This window comes from Phycisphaerales bacterium (assembly GCA_016716475.1).
Taxonomy (GTDB): Bacteria; Planctomycetota; Phycisphaerae; order UBA1845; family Fen-1342; genus JADJWG01.
Map to the genome: position 1 here is coordinate 1,677,030 of JADJWG010000001.1, position 17,441 is coordinate 1,694,470.

Sequence of the window (17,441 nt, forward strand, 5' to 3'; positions counted from 1 at the left end):
TACCTGTTTCTCAGCGCGTGACACGAACTCGCCGCTCAACGCGCCGGCGGGGGGGACTGTAACCGGCGGGAGCGCGCGGTGGACGGAGTGCCGGTCGCCGTCGCGGGTACGGTGATCGGCCGACGCGTCGCTGGGACCACGATCGCTTCTCGGCCGGAGAGGAACGCTCCCGTCAGCGAGTCCGGATGTGCCGCTACTTCGGCCACCGAACCGCTGGCCACGACAAGGCCGCCGCGCGACCCGGGCCCCGGGCCGAAATCCACGACGAAGTCGGCCGCCGTCATCGTGTCGCGGTCGTGCTCTACGACGACGACCGTATTGCCCATGTCGCGCAGCCGCTGAAGCGAAGCGAGCAGCCGCAGGTTGTCGCGTGGGTGCAGGCCGATACTGGGCTCATCCAGCACATAGAGCACCCCCACCAGGCCCGAACCGATCTGACTGGCGAGTCGGATCCGCTGCGATTCGCCACCGGACAGTGTGGGTGCGGGGCGATCGAGTGTGAGATAGTCGAGGCCGACATCCAGCAGAAAGTGCAAACGTGCCCGAATTTCCTTGAGGGGCTCAGCCGCAATCAAGGTCTGAACCTCGTCGAGAACGAGATGCTCGAAGTAGGTCAATGCCCGGCGGATCGGCAGGCGGCAGGCCTCATCGATATTCAGCGCGGCGGGGGGCTGGTCCGGTCCGTCGGCATGCCCGGTCAGACGGACGGCGAGGGCCTGAGGCATCAGGCGCCCCCCGTTACACCGGGCACAACGTGCCTGCCGCATGAATTGCTCGTAAAAACGGCGCACGAGGGCGGAGCCGGACTTCCGGTGGCGGGCGTGCAGATCGGCGATGATGCCCTCGAACTTGCCGCCGTGCTTCCACGACCCCCCGCGTCCGCGCCATTCGAACGTGATGTGTGCATCGCCGGTGCCGTACAGCAGCGCACGCCGGGCTGCGCTGGATAGCTTGTTCCACGGGGTGCGCAAATCGAAGTCGAGGTGCTGTGCCACGCCTTCGTAGAAGTGCCGTGCCCAGCGACCGGGTTTGTGGCGCAGTGCGGCGATGCATGGCGCCAGCAGGTTCTTGGTCGGATCGGTGATGAGCAGCTCGGGATCAAAATCGAAACGGGTGCCTAATCCGTCGCAGTGCGGGCACATGCCCTGCGGACTGTTGAAGCTCAGCATCTGTGGGCTCGGCGGCTCAAAACCCAGCCCGCATCGGGTGCAGGCAAAACCGGCCGAGAGCAGGATGTCGTGCCCGTCATGCTGCGCCGCGCGTCGTGGGGTGGTTGCTTCGCGATCGGCGAGAACATGCAGGAGGGCCGTGCCAGACCCGATTTCGAGAGCGAGATCGAGAGCTTCGGCGATGCGGCTGCGGGCATTGGAGCGGACCGTGAGCCGGTCGATGACCACTTCGATGTCGTGGCGACGATAGCGGTCAAGCGTGGGGGGCTCGGCGAGTTCGATGATCTGGCCGTCGACGCGCGCCCGGACGAAACCGGTGTGCAGCAATTCCTGGAAGAGGTCACGATACTCCCCCTTTTGTGCACGGATCTTCGGCGCGAGGATCAGCAAGCGGGTCTGCTCGGGCAGAGCCAGCACGCGACCGACCATCTGTTCGCGCGTCTGGGCGCTGATCGTGTCGCCACACTGGGGACAGTGCTGCGTGCCGGCGCGGGCGAAAAGCACACGAGCGTAGTCGTGAATCTGGGTAATGGTGCCGACGGTGCTGCGCGGATTCCAGCCACTGGTTTTCTGCTGGATCGAAATCGACGGGGATAGCCCGGTGATCTGATCGACGTCGGGCTTGGGGAGCTGGCCGAGGAACTGCCGGGCGTAGGCGCTGAGCGACTCGATGTAGCGGCGCTGCCCCTCGGCGTAAAGCGTGTCGAACGCGAGACTGCTCTTCCCGCTGCCGGAAACGCCCGTCAGGCAGATCAGGCGATTCTTTGGCAGAGATAGTGCAACGTTGCGGAGGTTGTGTTCGCGCGCGCCGTTCACATGAATGAAAGAGCGATCATCACGCACGTTCTCGGCGGGAGGCGCACCGGCGTCTGCCGCGGGCGGAAGCGGCGTGGGAGCTTCGATCGAAACCCGGCGGGTGCGCTTGCTCATGGGCCTGACATTGTAGGTGCGCGCGTCACACCGTGGCAGCCGATCTGGGCGGAGGCGCAGCGTAGACCCATGGCCGCGGGCGGCGGAAGCGGACCAGTTCCGTGTGGGGTGTTGCCGATACGCAGGGACGCTAGCCGGGGAGTTCGATGATCGACTGGGTTTTCACCAGCGTGCGTTCGGCCGGGAAGGCGTGGAACGCATGCAGGTGGAACTCGCGATCGCGGGCCTCGTGATCCATGTAGGTGAATGGCACAAGGTCACCGTCGGCCATGTGTTCGTAGGCCTGGAACCAGCCGCGCTTCTCGGTGTGGCGCAAAAGATCGTTGTGGACGGATTTGTAGAGCGCTTCGTCCATGGTCTCGACCTGGGTGCTGACCATGTAATTCCACCCGTCGGGCGTGCTGCGCTCGTGATCCCGTTCCCCCTTCAGCCGGAAGCGCGTCACAACGCCGCGCGAAGCCGGAACATCGCCCTCCCGCGATAACACTTCGGTCAAACACTTGCTGCCAATCGTGAGTGAGAGCACGTGGCTTAGACCGATAATCCAAATGTCGGCATGATAACGACCTTGCTCTACTCGGAAGGTGGCATACCGTTGAAAGAGTTCAGGATGCAACGGGCGCTCAAACAGGAATAAATGCAGGTCGACGGCCTGCAGTGTCGCATTGCTCATTTCGGTGTTGTTCATCGCGTGGTCCGGCAAGGAAGTACCCTTTCAGAATTAGCTGATCCAGTCAAACGGACGCGAGTATAGCACACGGTTTGGAGACGACCTAGGAAAAAAGCTCCGGGGCGAGAATTCGAGCGCGGTCACGGAGTCTGCTCCGCGGACTGCGTCCCTGTTGCTTCTACGCACAAGGCCCGCAGCAGTTCATAACTGTAAATACCGCTGGTGTGCCCGTCTGCCCAAGTGGGTCGCAGCGCGTAATGCCCCACCAATTCAAGTGTCTCAATGGCTGTCATTCGTTGGGCGGCCCCCCCCGCAGGGACCATCGGCAATGCACCCTCGTTACGCTCCTCCCGCTCTGTCCGACAGGTCGCACAGGGGCACGCGCGCCGTAGCACGGGCAGGGAAATCACCCCGACCAGGCCGTCTGCCCAGCGCATGCGCAGGGTGGACGGCCGTTGAAGCTCTATCTCGACCGGCCGTGTTGCGTCGCCATCCATCCCGGGGGGCTCAGCAGGTTGGTTAGGCCTTCGGGCCAGCCGGTGCAGGATTGCGGAACCGTGGTGCGCGACGCCCGACCGATTTGGCGGTCGGCGCTTCGGCTTCGGGGCTTGTGTCGACAATGAAACTGCCGAGCTTCCGCAGGCGGTCGTAGCGCCGCTTGAGCAGTGTGTCGAGCTTGAGTCGCTTCAGATCACGCAGGGTCTTGCCCAGCCAATCCTCAAGATTCCGGGCAGCACCCTCGGGATCGCGGTGGGCGGCGCCGAGGGGCTCGGGGACGATCGCGTCGATCAGTTCAAGGCGCTTGAGTTCTGAGGGCGTCAGGCGCAGCGCTTCTGCAGCGCGCGAAGCGTAACTTCCTTCCTTCCAAAGAATTGCAGCGCATCCCTCGGGGCTGATGACGGAGTAATACGCGTGCTCCATCACGGCCACCTGGTCGGCGATGGCGATGCCGAGGGCGCCGCCGCTGCCACCCTCGCCGATGACACAGGCGGCAATCGGCGTTGGCAGGCGGGACATCTCCATGAGACTGACAGCGATTGCCCGGGCGATACCACGTTCCTCGGACTCGACGCCCGGGTATGCGCCGGGGGTGTCCACGAGCGATACGATCGGCACACGAAACTTCGCGGCGAGTTGCATCTTCTGCAGCGCCTTGCGATAGCCCTCGGGGTGGGCACAGCCGAAGTTCACATCGATTTTTTCACGGGTTTCCCGCCCCTTCTGATTCGCCACGAGCATCACGCGATGGCCCGCCAGCCGGGCGAATCCGCACACGATCGCGTGGTCATCGCCGTACAGCTTGTCCCCGTGCAACTCGTAGAAGTCATCGGCGAGCATGCGGATATAGTCCCGCGCGAGTGGCCGACGAGGGTGCCGGGCCACGAGGACCTTCTCCCATGCGGTCAGATTGGCATACGATTGGTGCAGAAGAGTCTGAAGCTGTGCCCGGATGCCCGCAATGACTTCGGAGTAATCCCGACCTGAATCGGCCTGGACCGCTTCCAGACGGGCAATCTCCTGCTCCATCTTGACGAGGGGCTTCTCGAATTCGAGCACGCTGGTAACACTCCCTGCCTGTGCAGTGGAGGGTGATGTCGTCTTGTTCATGGGCTCCAACCAGACAGGCCGCGCTTTCTGCGGACCGCCGCGCCGGCAGGCCGCACCCAGATACCGTCTGTCAGAACGGGCAAATGGTAGGCGACCAGGCCGTCTGAACGCAAGGGTTTTTTGAGGGTTGGGTATGCAACTGTGGACGGATTCCCGTCAATGTTGGGTGGGTCCGAGTTCGGCAGGTGGCATGGTTGAATTTTGCGCAGGTGCCAATTGATTCGATCCCATGGTATTAGCGATGATTGCACACTACCAGATCTAGCGTACTTTTGCTGATCGAGGACTGGTGGCGTGCGCCACCGATTCCGTACTCAGCAATCGCCGGATAGGTTCCGGTGGTTCGCCCCCCAGGTCAGCTCGCAACAATCGATCGCACTCCGCCACCAATTCACGACCTCCGGCAGCTACTTGTCGAGACGTGTCGGCCACCTCGTCGACGGCCTGTGCGAGCGCATCCTCCAGTCGTGCCAAGGCACTCTTCCAAGCCCCTTGCAGAGCTACGGCCACAGTACGTTCAATGGACGGACGAAGCAGGCGGTCGAACCAGAATGGCACCCCCCACGCAAACAACACCAGGAGCGCGCTGTGAATCGCGAGCTCCACCCCCCGGAAAGCAGCCCGTCCGGTCGCCGCCTCAAAATAGGTCCAAACCACCTGGAAACCGACCGCTACCAGCGCCATTGCGGGCAGGAATACCATCAGGAAGCCCGTGACCCGCCGCGCCGCACGTTGCCAAGCGGTTCCGGGACGTGCGAGCGCGTATCGAACGGCGTCGCCAAGCTCTGTGGCGACCCACTCTGCCGCACCTTCGGCGACTTCGGTGAGGCGGTTCCGCAACGGTTGGGCGGCGAGTCCGGCGTGTTGGGTGTCGACCTCCAGACCGTCGATCGTGGCCTGTAGCTTGGATTGTGTCCATTCGTCCCACAGACTACGGCATACGGCATCGACCTCGTTCGCTTCGGGGCCGGGTGTGAGCGGGATGTTCGTCGGGGCTCTGCTACGGAGCGGTGCGACCTCCCGCGCCAGGTGGGACAACGTGGATTGCACGTGGACCCAGACACCAACCCGGTCTGCAAGCCGGGCCGCTGCTCCGGCGCTGGCGAAGGAGATTCCCGTGAGTATCTTCCCCGCCGTCTCTCCCCAACGTTCCAGCGTCGTGGCGCGCAGCCGAGCCCAGGCGGAATCGGCACCGCAGCGTTGCAGCGCGTGCAGGAGTGCCGCTCGCAAGTCGCGCAGCCGGGCGGTTTCTCCGCGGCGGGCCAGTTCACGCACCGCATGGGCGGTCACCAGGTTGCCGAGCAGACGCTGTAAATCCTCAAACTCATCCGGAGAGGGTAGTTTCTGTGCCATTGGCAGGCAGCAGGTTCGCAGGATCAGCGGCTCCACGAATCCGGCGGCATGCAACATGCTGGCCAGGTCATCCATCTGCCGCACATCGCCCGTGTCCCACTGGTTCATGATGAACAGCCAACCATGGCGATGTTCACGCGCCAAGAGCACGCGCCACCCGGCATCGTCGCGGTAGCGTTCTGGGCTCACCACGTAACAAACAAGGTCCACGTGTGGCAACCAGGCCAGCGCGACCGCGCGGTTCTCGGGCTCAACACTGTCGATGTCCGGAGCGTCAAGCCAGAGCACATCGCGGTACTCGTCGCGCCGATGGCGGCAGATGCGTTGTGGGTTCAACGGCAGGACTGCGGGTAGTTCCGCCAGTTCGATGTCCTCGTGTACGTAGATCGTGACCTCGCGCGAGGTCGGACGCTCAACCCCGACTTGCGCCAGGGGTGCGCCTGCCAACCGATTCAGGAGACTGCTCTTGCCGACGCCGGTACCCCCGAAGAGCGCCACGACGAGCGGACGGCGCTCCGGCAGGACAAACAGGTCCGCGGGCGTGGCGTGTTCGAGGGATTCCAGAGCAGCGATCTCCGGAGGGGGGAGCCAGCCGCCGGCGGCCGCCTGCGCGGCCCACTGCTTTGAGCGCTCCAGCAGGTTCGCCACGCGTTCAGGCATGGGTTTCCTCCCACTCTGCGAGGGCGGTTGTCGCGGCGGTGACCTCGTCCGGATTGATCCCGCAGCAGGCTTCCGGTGCAAGCTGGTTCGTGAGATCGGCCAGCAGGGGTACGAGCACGCCCGCCACCAGGGTATTCTCCACGGCCACCCGTTGTCGGCGCCGAATCGCGCGGGCCTCCTGTTGCATCTGCAGCCCGGCCGAGCCCTCGACCAGGAAGCTGGACAGGGCGAAGGTTGCCGGGGCCCATATCAGGTCGAGCGGGGTCAGGCCCCCTGTTTTCACGGCCAGCAAGAGGGCGCCAAGATCGACTGCGGCGCGCCCCGTGCGCAGGGCCGCGAGCCGGGCCGGGTGCTTCTGGAGTTCGGTAAACAACCGACCGGCGGCCGCACGCACTTCGGCCTGAACGTGCTCGTGGTGCGTTCGGATGGCGACGCTGAACTGTGCGAGCAATGCGCCGCGGGCGTTCTCCAGTGTCCGCTCAAGGGCGCGCCAGATTGCGGACGCGGGTTCCCCGGGCTGGCAGCGCAGCAACAGCTCGCGTTGCAGACGCAGCAGCAGGGTATCGAGTGTATCAATCAGCACACCGGCTTCCGCGCCGAGACTGTGCACCGCGCCGTGTGGTCCGGCGGCGGTCGGACGAGAAGTGCGCAACCAAGCGTACGCCTGTCGTGCCGGCCACGTGACGGCCTGTCGCATACGCAGCATGAGCCCACCAATACGGGGCAACTCGAGCAGGGCAAGCAGTTCCACGGTCGCACGGCGGAAGGCATCGTAGCGTTCGGGGTGATTGAGGTAGTCGCGCTCATACGCGCGCAGAAAGTCCGATGCAAACGCCGTCACCAGATCCTGCCAGGCGCCCAGGGCCTCGTGCTCAGCCCGCACGGGGGCGAGCCAGGTGTCCCAGTGCGTTCGCAGCAGCCGCGCCACGCCGGATCGTCGCAAGTGCGGTAATGGCGCTGCCCGGGCCAAGGCCGTCCGCAAGGTGGTGCGCGTGGATTCGTGTGCAATCATCAGGTGTGACGTGGTCCCGTCGCCCCCCGCCAGTCCCGGCTCATAGGGCAGGGCGATGATCGGAACCACACCCCACACCGTCCCACGGTCGGCCAGGCGCCGCTCCAGCGCCGCTCGAATCGGTCCCTCACCGTCGGCCGAGAGCTTGTTGAGGATGAAGGTCAGCGGGCGGCCCAGGGGCGCGAGCAATTCCAGCATCTGCCAGACGGTCAGGTCTGCGTACTTCTCCTTGCTCACCACCAGCACCAGGTGGTCGGCGAGTGCGACCGTCTCGAGCACACCGCGCACATAGTCGCGCGCCGCAAGGGAATCGAAGTCCGGTGTATCCCAGACAACGGCCGGCGTCGGCACCAGAGGTGTGCGGGCGAAGAGCGTGTCGCCGTCGGCTACGATGGGCAGGCGCGCGAGTGAGAACGCAGCCAGATCTGTGCGTGTCAGCGTGTTGGGAAGGCCGTGTGTGTAGCCGGGGAATAGTGCGGTGATCCAGGCGGGTGTGTCGTTCCTATCGTGCTCGCCGTCGAGCCAGAAGCCCTGCGCGTGAATCGTGAAACCGGCCAGCGGGCTGACTGCGGCCGCACCCTGGCCGAGCAGTACGTTTACCAGGGTACTCTTGCCTGTTTGAGTCGGCCCAAGCACGGCGAACTGCCGGGGGCGCGGGACGGGGCTGTCGGCATAACGCAGAGCTGCTTCTGCGAGCCGCAGCGTGATAGTGGGATCGTTGGAGAGCGGCCGGCCTTCGGCGGGGCGCGCGGTGTGAGCCGCCAGCAGGCGCCCCAGAAAGGTCGCCAGCTTGGTTTCGCCAGTCGGTGCTGCCGTCGGGTTGGTGCTCACGGGACGGTATTCTGTCCGAAGGAAGCGTGCTTCGCGACGTGCCCGCCGGCTCCTTTCGGCGGGGATGCGTGGTTTCGGTTTCATTGCGAGGGTTGCGGTTGGCTCCTATACTGCTGGAAAAGCGACCCTGGTGGAGGCGGAGACGTGCCGATCTACGAGTTTGAGTGTCCGGCGTGCCAACATCGCTTTGAGGAGCTGCTGCGTTCCCCGAGCGCGGCGGCGGACGTGCGCTGCCCGTCCTGCGGGGCGCGTAAGGTGCAGCGTCAGCCCAGTGTCTTCGCTGCACACGCCGCAAGTGCTCCGCAGCCACAACCGCGCGGGGGCTGTGGTCGCTGTGGAGACCCCAACGGCTCCTGCCCCATGATGGATTGACCTGTTCACGCACCCGTGGCGTCGGTGAGACGGCCTCTTCCCAGCCCTGGAATCCCTCGAAGTGGCGAAACCTAACACCGAGACCACCAACCGCAGCGTGCTCGCTGGAGTGCTATCGTGGTTGGTGCCGGGCGCTGGCCACTGGTACCTGGGCCAACGCGGACTGGCGGTCGTGCTTCTCGTCGCGGTGAGCTTTCCCTACATGGTCGGCCTGGCGTACGGTGGCGTCCTGTCATCGGTCAATCCGCAACTCAACCGCTGGTTGTACTTCGCGGAGCTGGGTGTCGGTGGATACACGCTGCCCCTCACCCTCGCCAGCCGCGGCCTGCAGCAGAATGTCCTCAATGACCTCGGTTTCACCCGTGTCCCCGACCAGATGCGCGAACCGGTGCAGTATGCGGCGTTTGTCGAAGCCGCAACCGAGCGCCGCTACATGTCGTTCTTCCCCGAGTCGGACATTGCCCAGATTTATCTGGCGACGGCTGGCCTGCTCAATCTGCTCGTGATTCTCGATGCTGTTTCGCGGGCCCAGACGGGCCTGCCCACCTTCCATCGTGACATGAAGTCTCCCCCGGCGGAGGCCGCGCGATGATCGCTACCGACCTGCTGGTGGCGTGGCTCTTTGTGCAACCGGCGACCCTCCCGCCGCATGCGCGCCTCTGGATGCTGCTGCCACTGGTGGCGTGTGTCGCAGTGGTCTACCGGGCGACGCGTGCCCGCGATCTGCAGGGTCTGATCCGGCCGACGATCTTCGCCTTTATCAGCATCATCGTGGGCATGGTACTCATTGCGGCCGGGTTCTACGTTGTGCACATGGCGGCAATCCGGCTCTTCTGAGTGCCAAGCACAGTTCGGCTCAGGCCGCTTGACGCGTGAAGTAGAAGAACAACCCCGCCAGTGCTGCCAGCAGCAGCACGCCGGCATTCAGAAAAAAGCACATCCAGGACAGGCCCGACTTGGAATTGCGGCGGTGCCCGGCCGTGTTGAAAGCAAGCACCCACCCTGTCGCGGATAGTGCCAGCGACGCCAGCAGCCCACCCATCAACAAAAACAACCACGCTGAACTGCGATAGGTCACCATCAGTGTTGCGATGTCGAGGTTACGCATCAGCAGAAAGGCCGCGCCCAGAAACGCGACGAACCCCGCAAGCCCGAGCCACAAACTGAGCACGGCCTGCCCTTCGATCTCGTTAGTACGTGCCACGTTTGGTGTCCTCTGCGGCCAACGACCCCTGAGGAGCCAGCACCGCTGGAAGCGGAGCTGGCTTCCGGTCGCCCAGTTATGAATCGGCTCGCCCGGTAATCCGAGCGTCGGTATTCTATCGGCTGGTCTGCGGTGCCCCAACTGCCGGAATGGGGGTATGGCCGCTTCCCGGGAGACCCCATCGCGATGCCGCCCGACGAACGAGACGGTGCTTGGAGTCGGCCACCGCTACGGCTTGGGGTGTTGATTTCGGGTGGCGGCACAACCCTGGAGAACCTGATTCAGCGTATCGCCGACGGGCGTCTGCGTGGTGTGGCTATCCACCAGGTCGTCAGTTCGCGTCCGGGCGTGCGTGGTCTGGAGATCGCGGTGGCCGCGAGGTTGCCGACGGCGGTCGTCAGGAGGGGAGACTTCCTTGATGATGAGGGTTTTTCCGCGGCAATTGCCGCGCATCTTGATGCTGCCCAAGTTGATTTGGTGGTGCTGGCGGGCTTTCTCCGGCTCTGGAAATTCCCACCGAACTACGATGGGCGGGTGCTCAATATCCACCCCGCACTGTTACCCCGTTTCGGCGGCCGCGGTTTCTATGGAGCACACGTCCACTCCGCGGTACTTGCGGCGGGGGAGTCCGTGAGCGGTTGCACCGTGCATCTCGTTGATCACCTGTACGATCATGGTCCCATCGTTGCGCAGCGACAAGTTGCTGTGGAGAAAGGGGATACAATTGAAAGGTTGGCGGCGCGGGTAGGGCTGGCCGAGCGTGAACTGTTGCCCGAGATACTGCAGCGCGTTGCGGACGAGGGTCTCGGGTGCTTGCAGGGCGGGCTCTGAGGCCGCGTTACGTTAGTCGGTGTCAGTTGATGCGCTCAGCCGCAAGCTGGTAGATCGGGCGGCCCTCGCGGCGGTACTTGATCTCAAAGTTGGTCGCGACCCCTTCTTCGTCCACCCCATATTCCGGTGCGGAAAAGGGGACCTTCTGCAGCCCCGGCTGAGTGTCAACCAGCTTGGAGATGATCTCGAAGTACTCCGCATGATCCGTCTGGATCGAAAGTCGTCCCCTGGGTACGAGGCACGCGACGGCGGCATCGACGAACGCCGGCTGAAAGAGCCGCCGCTTATGATGCCGCTTTTTGGGCCAAGGGTCAGGGTGGTAAATGTGTAGCGCAGCAATGCTCGTGCGCGGGCACGCGAGTCGAATGAAGTGGCTTGCGTCTGTCCGTGCGACGCGGACGTTCGCCATGTTCCAGCGCTGCATTCGGTCGACCGTGTAGCGATAAAACTCGTTGGCCCATTCGATACCGAGGAAGCTCCGCTCGGGGCAGTTCTTGGCGCGTCGCAGGAGGAAGCCGCCCTTGCCACAGCCGATCTCAACCTCGATTGGACGCGCGGGTTCGAAGAGCTGGTCCCAGGTGAAGCCGGGCGCCAGCAGGAGCGGATCGACGGCCACGGTCGGAGGGCTCAAGGCGGTGGACTCCTTCGAACAGCGGGGGGTGCCGTGCCTCGTCCCACCAGCACGATCCCCAGAGCCCGGCGCTGACGGCGGGGCTATTGGAGGGGCACCGGAACCGTGCCGATTTCCTACCTAGCGGAGCGCACGAGGGTGCGCATTTCCTGCCGGGTCGTTCTAAGGGAAGAACACACGTGCGGCAACCGGAAGCCCCCCACTGGCTGGAGCGTCGTCGCGATCCACGGGTTCCGAAGGCGTTCGCCTTCTGGTATGGCCCCGGCGGCCGGGCCCATCAGCGTCGTGGGGGGTGGATGCTGGACATGTCCGCGGGGGGCGCTGCGTTCATCGCGCCGACCACCGGGTTGCCCGCGGTTGGGGACCGGCTCGAGTTCGCGGAGATGCCGGTCCGAGACCGGTTTGTGCGCGAAGATGCTGCACCGCTGCCGCAGTTTGGCCGCGTGGTGCGCCTGGATCACGTGACCCCGGTGACCAGCCGTATCGCTGTCCGTTTCGAGGTGGACGCGGGGGTCCCACTGCAATTCGGAGACGATGAGCGGGCCCGGGCGACGGCTCGGCCAGGGACCCTGCGGCGGAGATCTGGGCCGAGCCCCACCGAGTACCTGGGTGATGTCGTGGTGGCCGGGTTGCGGCGCTGAACAGCGCGATACACTGGGCGAAGCGGGGTCGGGGATACTACCCTCCATCTAGGTTGTTGCGCGACCGGGCGGTGTTGGCGCGGTTGGCCGACATGTCCCCCAGCGCGCTGAGTGGCTGTCCGATGGCAGTCGCAAGGCACTCCATTGAATCGCGAAAGGAATCATCGCATGAAGAAGAGTCATGGGCTGGTGGGCCTGGTGCTGGCGGCTTTCGTTGCCGTACCGTTGGCTGTCGTGGGACAGGAAACGCTTGTCCAGGCGCAGGAATCGGGCACGACCGAGGCGAAGACGGATGTTTACCGCATCGACTCTGTTCATTCGTCGAACGTGTTTCGCATCAAGCATCTGAACGTCGCCTACTTCTACGGGCGGTTCAACGACTTGTCGGGCCAGTTTGCGCTGAACGCGGCCGAACCCTCACAGAACCGGATCGAGGTTACCGTGAAGACGGCCAGCGTGGACACGAACCACGAAGGTCGCGACCGTCACCTGCGCAGTCCGGACTACTTCGATGCCGACAAGTACCCTGAAATCACCTTCAAGAGCACGGGCTTCAAGAAAACGGGCGAACAGACCTTCGACGTAACCGGCGAACTCGCGTTGCACGGCGTCACGAAGACGATCACCGTGCCGCTCGAGATCACCGGCACCGGTCCGGGCATGCGTGGGGAGTACCGCGCGGGCTGGGAGACCACCTTCACGATCAAGCGCAGCGAGTACGGCATGACCACGATGCTGGAAGGGCTGAGTGATGAGGTCCGGCTGACGGTGGCCGTCGAGGGTGTGCGGCAGTAACGCCGGGTGGCACTATTCGGGGGGGAGTTGCCGCCGTCGCGCGAATCGATTTCCGAGCCAGATCAGGATGCACAGCGCGAAGGCGGTATACAGCGTGGCGTTGATCGCGCGCATCGCGGCGCTGAGAAGTCCACCGCGGCCCGTCTGGCCGAGAAGCCACCGCAACCGCTCAAACAGCGCAATCGCCACAGGATCTTGGCGGGTACCGGAGACTCCGTACGGGCCGATGGCTGCACCGCCCTGTGCGAAGTAACCGATGGCGAGTCCACCCTGCGCGATCCAGCCGATCGACAGGCCACCGACCGCCAGAATGCCGATGCTCAATCCTCCGAATGCCAGTCCGCCCACCGCGCCGCCGCCCAATGCAAGCAGGCCCACGCCGAGACCCCCGACACCGAGCAAGCCCACACCGATGGCGCCAAAACCCAGGATGCCGCAGGCAATGGGGCCGACCGCCACCACACCATATGCGAGGTCTCCGATGGCCACGATGCCACGGGCACAACCGCGACGCTCGGTCCCGGACGGTCCAAAAGCGATGTGCAGCAGTGGCAGACCGAACCATTGCCGCTCGGAAACGAAGCGATAGCCGCGCGCCGCGGGCTGCGGGCCGCGCGTGAGGATCTCGACCAGCGGCTGGCCGCATTCCGGGCAGCGCGCAGAATCGGTCAGACCCGTCAGGGTGTAACCGCAGTGACTGCAATAGGGGTGACCGCTCATGATCCGGTGTCTCGGTGTGGTCTCGGCAGTATGGGCGCGCGGCGGCACGACGGCAATGGCGCGCTGAAAGGCGGAACCACGGGAGGACTACCGCGGCAATTGGTCGACACGGGCAGCCAGGACGAAATCGCTTTCTGTCAGGCCATCCACCTTGTGCGTGAAGATCTCGATGTGCACGCGGCCCCATGACAACTGGATATCCGGATGGTGGCCGACGTTCTCCGCGAGTGCCCCGAGGTGATTCACGAAGACGAGTGCGGTGGCGAAGTCGGGGAATGAGTACGACTTCGCAAGGTGGTGTTCTTCCACGACCTGCCAGCCGGTGAGCTGTTTAAGGAGTGGAAGAATCTCGTCGCCTTTCAGCGCGGGGACGCCGCCCTGGCAAGGGACACACGCGCGTTTGGACAGATCGGACACGTTCGCTCCCTCGGTACCGGGTTGCCTGTGGATGCGGCGGCATCCCCAAGGCAGGGCGACCCGTGGCGCTCAATCACGTGGTCGAAACTGGAGCAAATCCCGCGATTCGCCCCGCGGCAGATAGCGGATCGTTCGCACCTGTGCACCGCGTCGCACCTGCAACTGGATCCTTTCATCCGGGTTGTCGTGCAAGTTCCATCCTACAAGTTCATCCCCGTCGCGCAAACCCGACCGCTCGGCCGCGGACCCCGGCAGGAGACCCGTGACACGCTGAGTTGCCAGCGACTCCTGGCGGTCGAAGCCGAGTTCGAAAGCGTAGACCGGTCCGACGCGCCCCGTCAGCCAGGGTTCCAGTGCGTCCGACGGAACCTCGACATCCGCCACCTGCACGACGTAGCGGTCGAACTCCGCGCCGAACCACGCCCCCAGAGCACGCTCACCCTCGGTGCGCAGCAATTCGTTGGAGAGCTCCAATACTCCATCGCCGGCTTTCGCCAGCAGCGCCCGCAGCCACGCATCCACCCCCTCCGGCCGGCCGCGTTCGCGCGCCAGTTGGTGCCAGCGCAGACCCAGCATGACGCCGCGCTGGTACGCCGCTTCGCCGTAAGTCTGGCGATCACTCCAGAAGCGGGCCGCGATCTCATCGTTGGAGGCATTGCGGGCGGGGTTGTCGGCGTACGCCCGGACATGCCGGTTCATCCACTCCGCGAACGTCGCGTTGTCCCAGCGCTGCTCCGCGCGCAGTAGCCGTAGTGCGTAGTACTCCGTGAAGCCCTCGAGAAACCAGGCCAGCGCACCCTCCCCGCCGGGGTGCGCTGCCCGCAGCACGCGACCGTTCCAATGGTGGAAAAGCTCGTGGGCAAACAGGTGATCCACGGGCGGGCCCAAGGGTGAACGAGGTGCGAGCCAAAGCGCGAATCCCTGGTCGAGCCCGGCCCCCGCTAGCCGCGCGTTGCCGGCTGCAAGCGGTGGACCCACCGGGACGACAGTCACGAAGTAGTGCGGGAACCGGGCGTCCCCGATGAATGCGACCTGGTCCTGGACAATTTGCGCGACCCGCGTCGCGAACGCTTCGGCATCGAAGGCAAAAGCATCCACCATCACGACGCGCAGCTCCCGAGCCCCCTCGACCGGCAAAGTGTGTGTCACCAGCTCGCCGGCGAGATACACCGCATGCCGCAACTCGTCCGCGCTGATGCGTCCGCCGATGGTACGGCCGTAGCCCCACGAGCACGCTGCCCGCCAGTTGCGCGGGATGTCCCACACCACGATAAACTCGAATTCGTGCGGGTGCCCCCAGCCCGGCGGTGGTGCGAGCATAAAGGTGTTGCCGATGCCGTGGAAGAAATGGCGTGTGGTGACCGGCGCGTGTGTGTTGTCCCACTCGAGCGTACGGGTCCCGGGGTCAACGGTGTACCGCACCCGCAGCTCCGCACCAGGGCGGTGCTGAATTTGCCAGCAGGCACCCTCCGGGCGGACCTCCACCGCCCCGTCGAAGGTCAGGTCGCGCAGCAGCGCGGGGACGTTCGCCACCGAGCCGTAACGGGGAGAAATGCACAGCCGGGAACTCGTGCGGCCGCGTGTCTCCCAGCGTAGCTCAACTTCGAGCACACCGGTTTCAATCCGCGGACGCAGGGTGTAGGTAAAGACCTCGGCGCTGTTTTGAGCAAACGCCTGTACGGGTCCGAGGAGCACGAGCACCAGCAACGTCGTCCAAGCGCGGGCGGCACTTCGGCACCGCGCGTTGCGCTCCTTGTGGCACGCTTGTCGCCTGTCCTGTTGCATGCGCAGCACCTCGTTCGGAATTCGGCCGCCCGGCCGGTGGTACCCGTCTGCCGGCCCCCCCGGCTTACCCGAGCATAGCGCGCGGAGCTACACTGTACCGCGATGAAACTCGCGCTCGTGCAACTCAATCCGATTGTCGGCGACGTGGCCGGCAATACCGCCCGAATCCGGGCCGGACTGGCCCGGGCCCGCGCTACCGGTGCCGCCCTCGCCGTCTTTCCGGAGCAGGCCATTCTGGGCTATCCGGCCCGCGACCTGCTGCTGCGTCGCGATCTTATCGCGCGCAATGAGGCCGCGCTGGCCGAAATCGCAGCCGACACCGGGGAGATTGCCGCCCTGGTCGGCTTTGCTGAGCCCAATACGGCCCGCTTTGGTCGCCCGGTATTCAACTCCGCCGCATTGCTCCATCGGGGGCGGTGTTGCGCCACGTGGCGCAAGCGCCTGCTGCCGACTTACGACATCTTTGATGAAGTGCGCTACTTCGAGCCCGGCGGTCCGCAGCCGATTGTCGAGTTCGGCGGCTTGCGCCTGGGCGTCACGATCTGTGAGGATATGTGGTCGCGCGAAGAAATGCTCGGGCTTCCGCTGTACGAGGCCGACCCGATCGCCGACCTGACGGTGGCCGGTGCCGACCTCATCCTGAACGTGTCCGCGTCGCCGTACTTCCTCGGTAAACCCGCCTTGCGCACAGCGTTGCTCACGGACCATGCCCGGCGCCACGGCCGTCCGCTGCTGTTTGTGAACCAGGTCGGGGGGAACGACGAGATCCTGTTCGACGGCGCCTCCTGCGTAACTGACGCACAAGGGCGCCTGGTCGGGCAGGCCGCGGCGTTCACCGAGGATTTGCTGATCGTCGATCTGGACGACCTGGCCGCCACGCGGCGGGAGATTATGCCGGAAGGGCCTGCTGCGGTCCGGGCCGCACTCGCGATGGGCGTGCGAGACTATCTGGGCAAGTGCGGTTTCCGCTCGGCCGTGATCGGCTTGTCGGGCGGGATCGACTCCGCCCTGGTTGCCGCACTCGCGGTTGATGCGTTGGGCGCGGAGTGCGTCCACGGGATCGCAATGCCGAGCCGCTTCAGTAGTGTGCACAGCGTCACCGATGCTCGTGTCCTCGCCACGAACCTGGGTCTGCAGTTCGAAGTTGTGCCGATCGAGCCGCTCCATGCGGCTTTTGAAGCGGTGCTGCAGCCACGTTTCGAAGGTCGGCCGGCGGACGTCACGGAGGAGAACTTGCAGGCCCGGGCCCGCGGGGTTGTGTTGATGGCGCTGTCGAACAAGTTCGGCCACCTGCTGCTGACCACGGGGAACAAGAGTGAGCTGGCGGTGGGATACTGCACGCTCTACGGCGACATGTGTGGCGGGCTGGCGGTGATCAGCGACGTGCCCAAAACGATGGTTTACGCCGTGGCGCAGCATCTGAATGCCGTGGCCGGGCGCGAGATCATTCCGGCGGGGACGCTGATGAAGCCGCCGTCGGCGGAACTGCGTCCGAACCAGACCGACCAGGACTCACTGCCGCCCTACGCGGTGCTGGATGAGATCATTGAGCGGTATGAGGTCCGGATGCAGACCGCCAACGAGATCGTGGCGGCAGGTTTTGACGCGGCGGTCGTGGCCGACGTGTTGCGGAAAATCCGGCGGAGCGAGCACAAGCGGCAGCAGGCGGCACCCGGGTTGAAGGTTACGTCGCGAGCGTTCGGCTTTGGGCGACGGATGCCGATCGCAGCCGCGCCCGAGGGGTGACCCCCACTCTCCCGCGGCCGAACCACGCCCTTGTGTCCTGTTCCGATTCCCCCGTTCAGCCGTTAT

The 17,441-nt window shown here is 64.9% G+C and carries 18 protein-coding genes; 7 read left to right on the top strand and 11 right to left on the bottom strand.

All coding sequences use genetic code 11. The features are described 5' to 3' along the window. Positions 1–35: 35 nt before the first annotated feature. From uvrA to IPM18_06890, 6 genes are all read right to left on the bottom strand, one after another. A complete protein-coding gene (gene uvrA, locus IPM18_06865) occupies positions 36–2,099 on the bottom strand; it encodes an excinuclease ABC subunit UvrA (protein MBK9119312.1) in 2,064 nt (687 codons plus the stop codon). Between the two features lie 130 nt (positions 2,100–2,229). Further along, a complete protein-coding gene (locus IPM18_06870; GenBank protein MBK9119313.1) occupies positions 2,230–2,787 on the bottom strand; it encodes a DUF2617 family protein in 558 nt (185 codons plus the stop codon). A gap of 122 nt (positions 2,788–2,909) precedes the next feature. Beyond that, entirely contained in the window at positions 2,910–3,266 is a 357-nt protein-coding gene (locus tag IPM18_06875) for a DUF971 domain-containing protein (GenBank protein ID MBK9119314.1), read from the bottom strand. Positions 3,267–3,288: 22 nt separating this feature from the next. Beyond that, positions 3,289–4,377, bottom strand: coding sequence for an acetyl-CoA carboxylase carboxyltransferase subunit alpha (locus IPM18_06880; GenBank protein ID MBK9119315.1), 1,089 nt, complete (start codon positions 4,375–4,377; stop codon positions 3,289–3,291). Between the two features lie 261 nt (positions 4,378–4,638). After that, the gene (locus tag IPM18_06885; protein ID MBK9119316.1) at positions 4,639–6,390 is read right to left on the bottom strand and encodes a GTPase domain-containing protein; all 1,752 of its coding nucleotides are present in this window, start codon (positions 6,388–6,390) and stop codon (positions 4,639–4,641) included. Continuing rightward, on the bottom strand, positions 6,383–8,233 hold the full coding sequence (locus tag IPM18_06890; protein ID MBK9119317.1) for a 50S ribosome-binding GTPase: 1,851 nt from the start codon (positions 8,231–8,233) through the stop codon (positions 6,383–6,385). The genes IPM18_06885 and IPM18_06890 overlap by 8 nt, the downstream gene beginning before the upstream one ends. Before the next feature lie 144 nt (positions 8,234–8,377). Here IPM18_06890 and IPM18_06895 point away from each other — a divergent pair, with 144 nt between their 5' ends. The 3 genes from IPM18_06895 (at position 8,378) to IPM18_06905 (ending at position 9,442) form a co-directional block, all read left to right on the top strand. Beyond that, positions 8,378–8,605, top strand: coding sequence for a zinc ribbon domain-containing protein (locus IPM18_06895; protein ID MBK9119318.1), 228 nt, complete (start codon positions 8,378–8,380; stop codon positions 8,603–8,605). A 61-nt stretch (positions 8,606–8,666) separates the two neighbouring features. Continuing rightward, a complete protein-coding gene (locus IPM18_06900) occupies positions 8,667–9,197 on the top strand; it encodes a hypothetical protein (GenBank protein ID MBK9119319.1) in 531 nt (176 codons plus the stop codon). Continuing rightward, positions 9,194–9,442, top strand: a complete 249-nt coding sequence (locus IPM18_06905; protein ID MBK9119320.1) for a hypothetical protein — start codon at positions 9,194–9,196, stop codon at positions 9,440–9,442. Before IPM18_06900 ends, IPM18_06905 begins: the two co-directional genes overlap by 4 nt. A gap of 19 nt (positions 9,443–9,461) precedes the next feature. On the opposite strand, the gene IPM18_06910 is transcribed toward IPM18_06905, so the two are convergent. After that, complete coding sequence (locus IPM18_06910; GenBank protein MBK9119321.1) at positions 9,462–9,809, bottom strand: hypothetical protein; 348 nt, start codon at positions 9,807–9,809, stop codon at positions 9,462–9,464. Positions 9,810–9,995: 186 nt separating this feature from the next. Here IPM18_06910 and purN point away from each other — a divergent pair, with 186 nt between their 5' ends. After that, a complete protein-coding gene (gene purN / locus IPM18_06915; GenBank protein ID MBK9119322.1) occupies positions 9,996–10,640 on the top strand; it encodes a phosphoribosylglycinamide formyltransferase in 645 nt (214 codons plus the stop codon). 22 nt (positions 10,641–10,662) lie between these two features. Here the strand turns inward: purN and trmB are convergent, their stop codons facing one another. Further along, entirely contained in the window at positions 10,663–11,271 is a 609-nt protein-coding gene (gene trmB, locus IPM18_06920) for a tRNA (guanosine(46)-N7)-methyltransferase TrmB (protein MBK9119323.1), read from the bottom strand. 179 nt (positions 11,272–11,450) lie between these two features. On the opposite strand from trmB, the gene IPM18_06925 reads away from it, so the two are divergent. Then, positions 11,451–11,912 (top strand): PilZ domain-containing protein, encoded by a 462-nt coding sequence (locus IPM18_06925; protein ID MBK9119324.1) that lies wholly within the window; start codon positions 11,451–11,453, stop codon positions 11,910–11,912. Positions 11,913–12,080: 168 nt separating this feature from the next. Beyond that, entirely contained in the window at positions 12,081–12,707 is a 627-nt protein-coding gene (locus tag IPM18_06930; GenBank protein MBK9119325.1) for a YceI family protein, read from the top strand. 12 nt (positions 12,708–12,719) lie between these two features. On the opposite strand, the gene IPM18_06935 is transcribed toward IPM18_06930, so the two are convergent. The 3 genes from IPM18_06935 to IPM18_06945 form a co-directional block, all read right to left on the bottom strand. Continuing rightward, entirely contained in the window at positions 12,720–13,427 is a 708-nt protein-coding gene (locus IPM18_06935) for a hypothetical protein (protein MBK9119326.1), read from the bottom strand. Positions 13,428–13,514: 87 nt separating this feature from the next. After that, a complete protein-coding gene (locus IPM18_06940) occupies positions 13,515–13,844 on the bottom strand; it encodes a 4a-hydroxytetrahydrobiopterin dehydratase (GenBank protein MBK9119327.1) in 330 nt (109 codons plus the stop codon). Positions 13,845–13,913: 69 nt separating this feature from the next. Further along, the gene (locus tag IPM18_06945) at positions 13,914–15,629 is read right to left on the bottom strand and encodes a hypothetical protein (GenBank protein ID MBK9119328.1); all 1,716 of its coding nucleotides are present in this window, start codon (positions 15,627–15,629) and stop codon (positions 13,914–13,916) included. 102 nt (positions 15,630–15,731) lie between these two features. On the opposite strand from IPM18_06945, the gene IPM18_06950 reads away from it, so the two are divergent. Beyond that, a complete protein-coding gene (locus tag IPM18_06950; protein ID MBK9119329.1) occupies positions 15,732–17,375 on the top strand; it encodes an NAD+ synthase in 1,644 nt (547 codons plus the stop codon). The last annotated feature ends 66 nt before the right edge of the window (positions 17,376–17,441 follow it).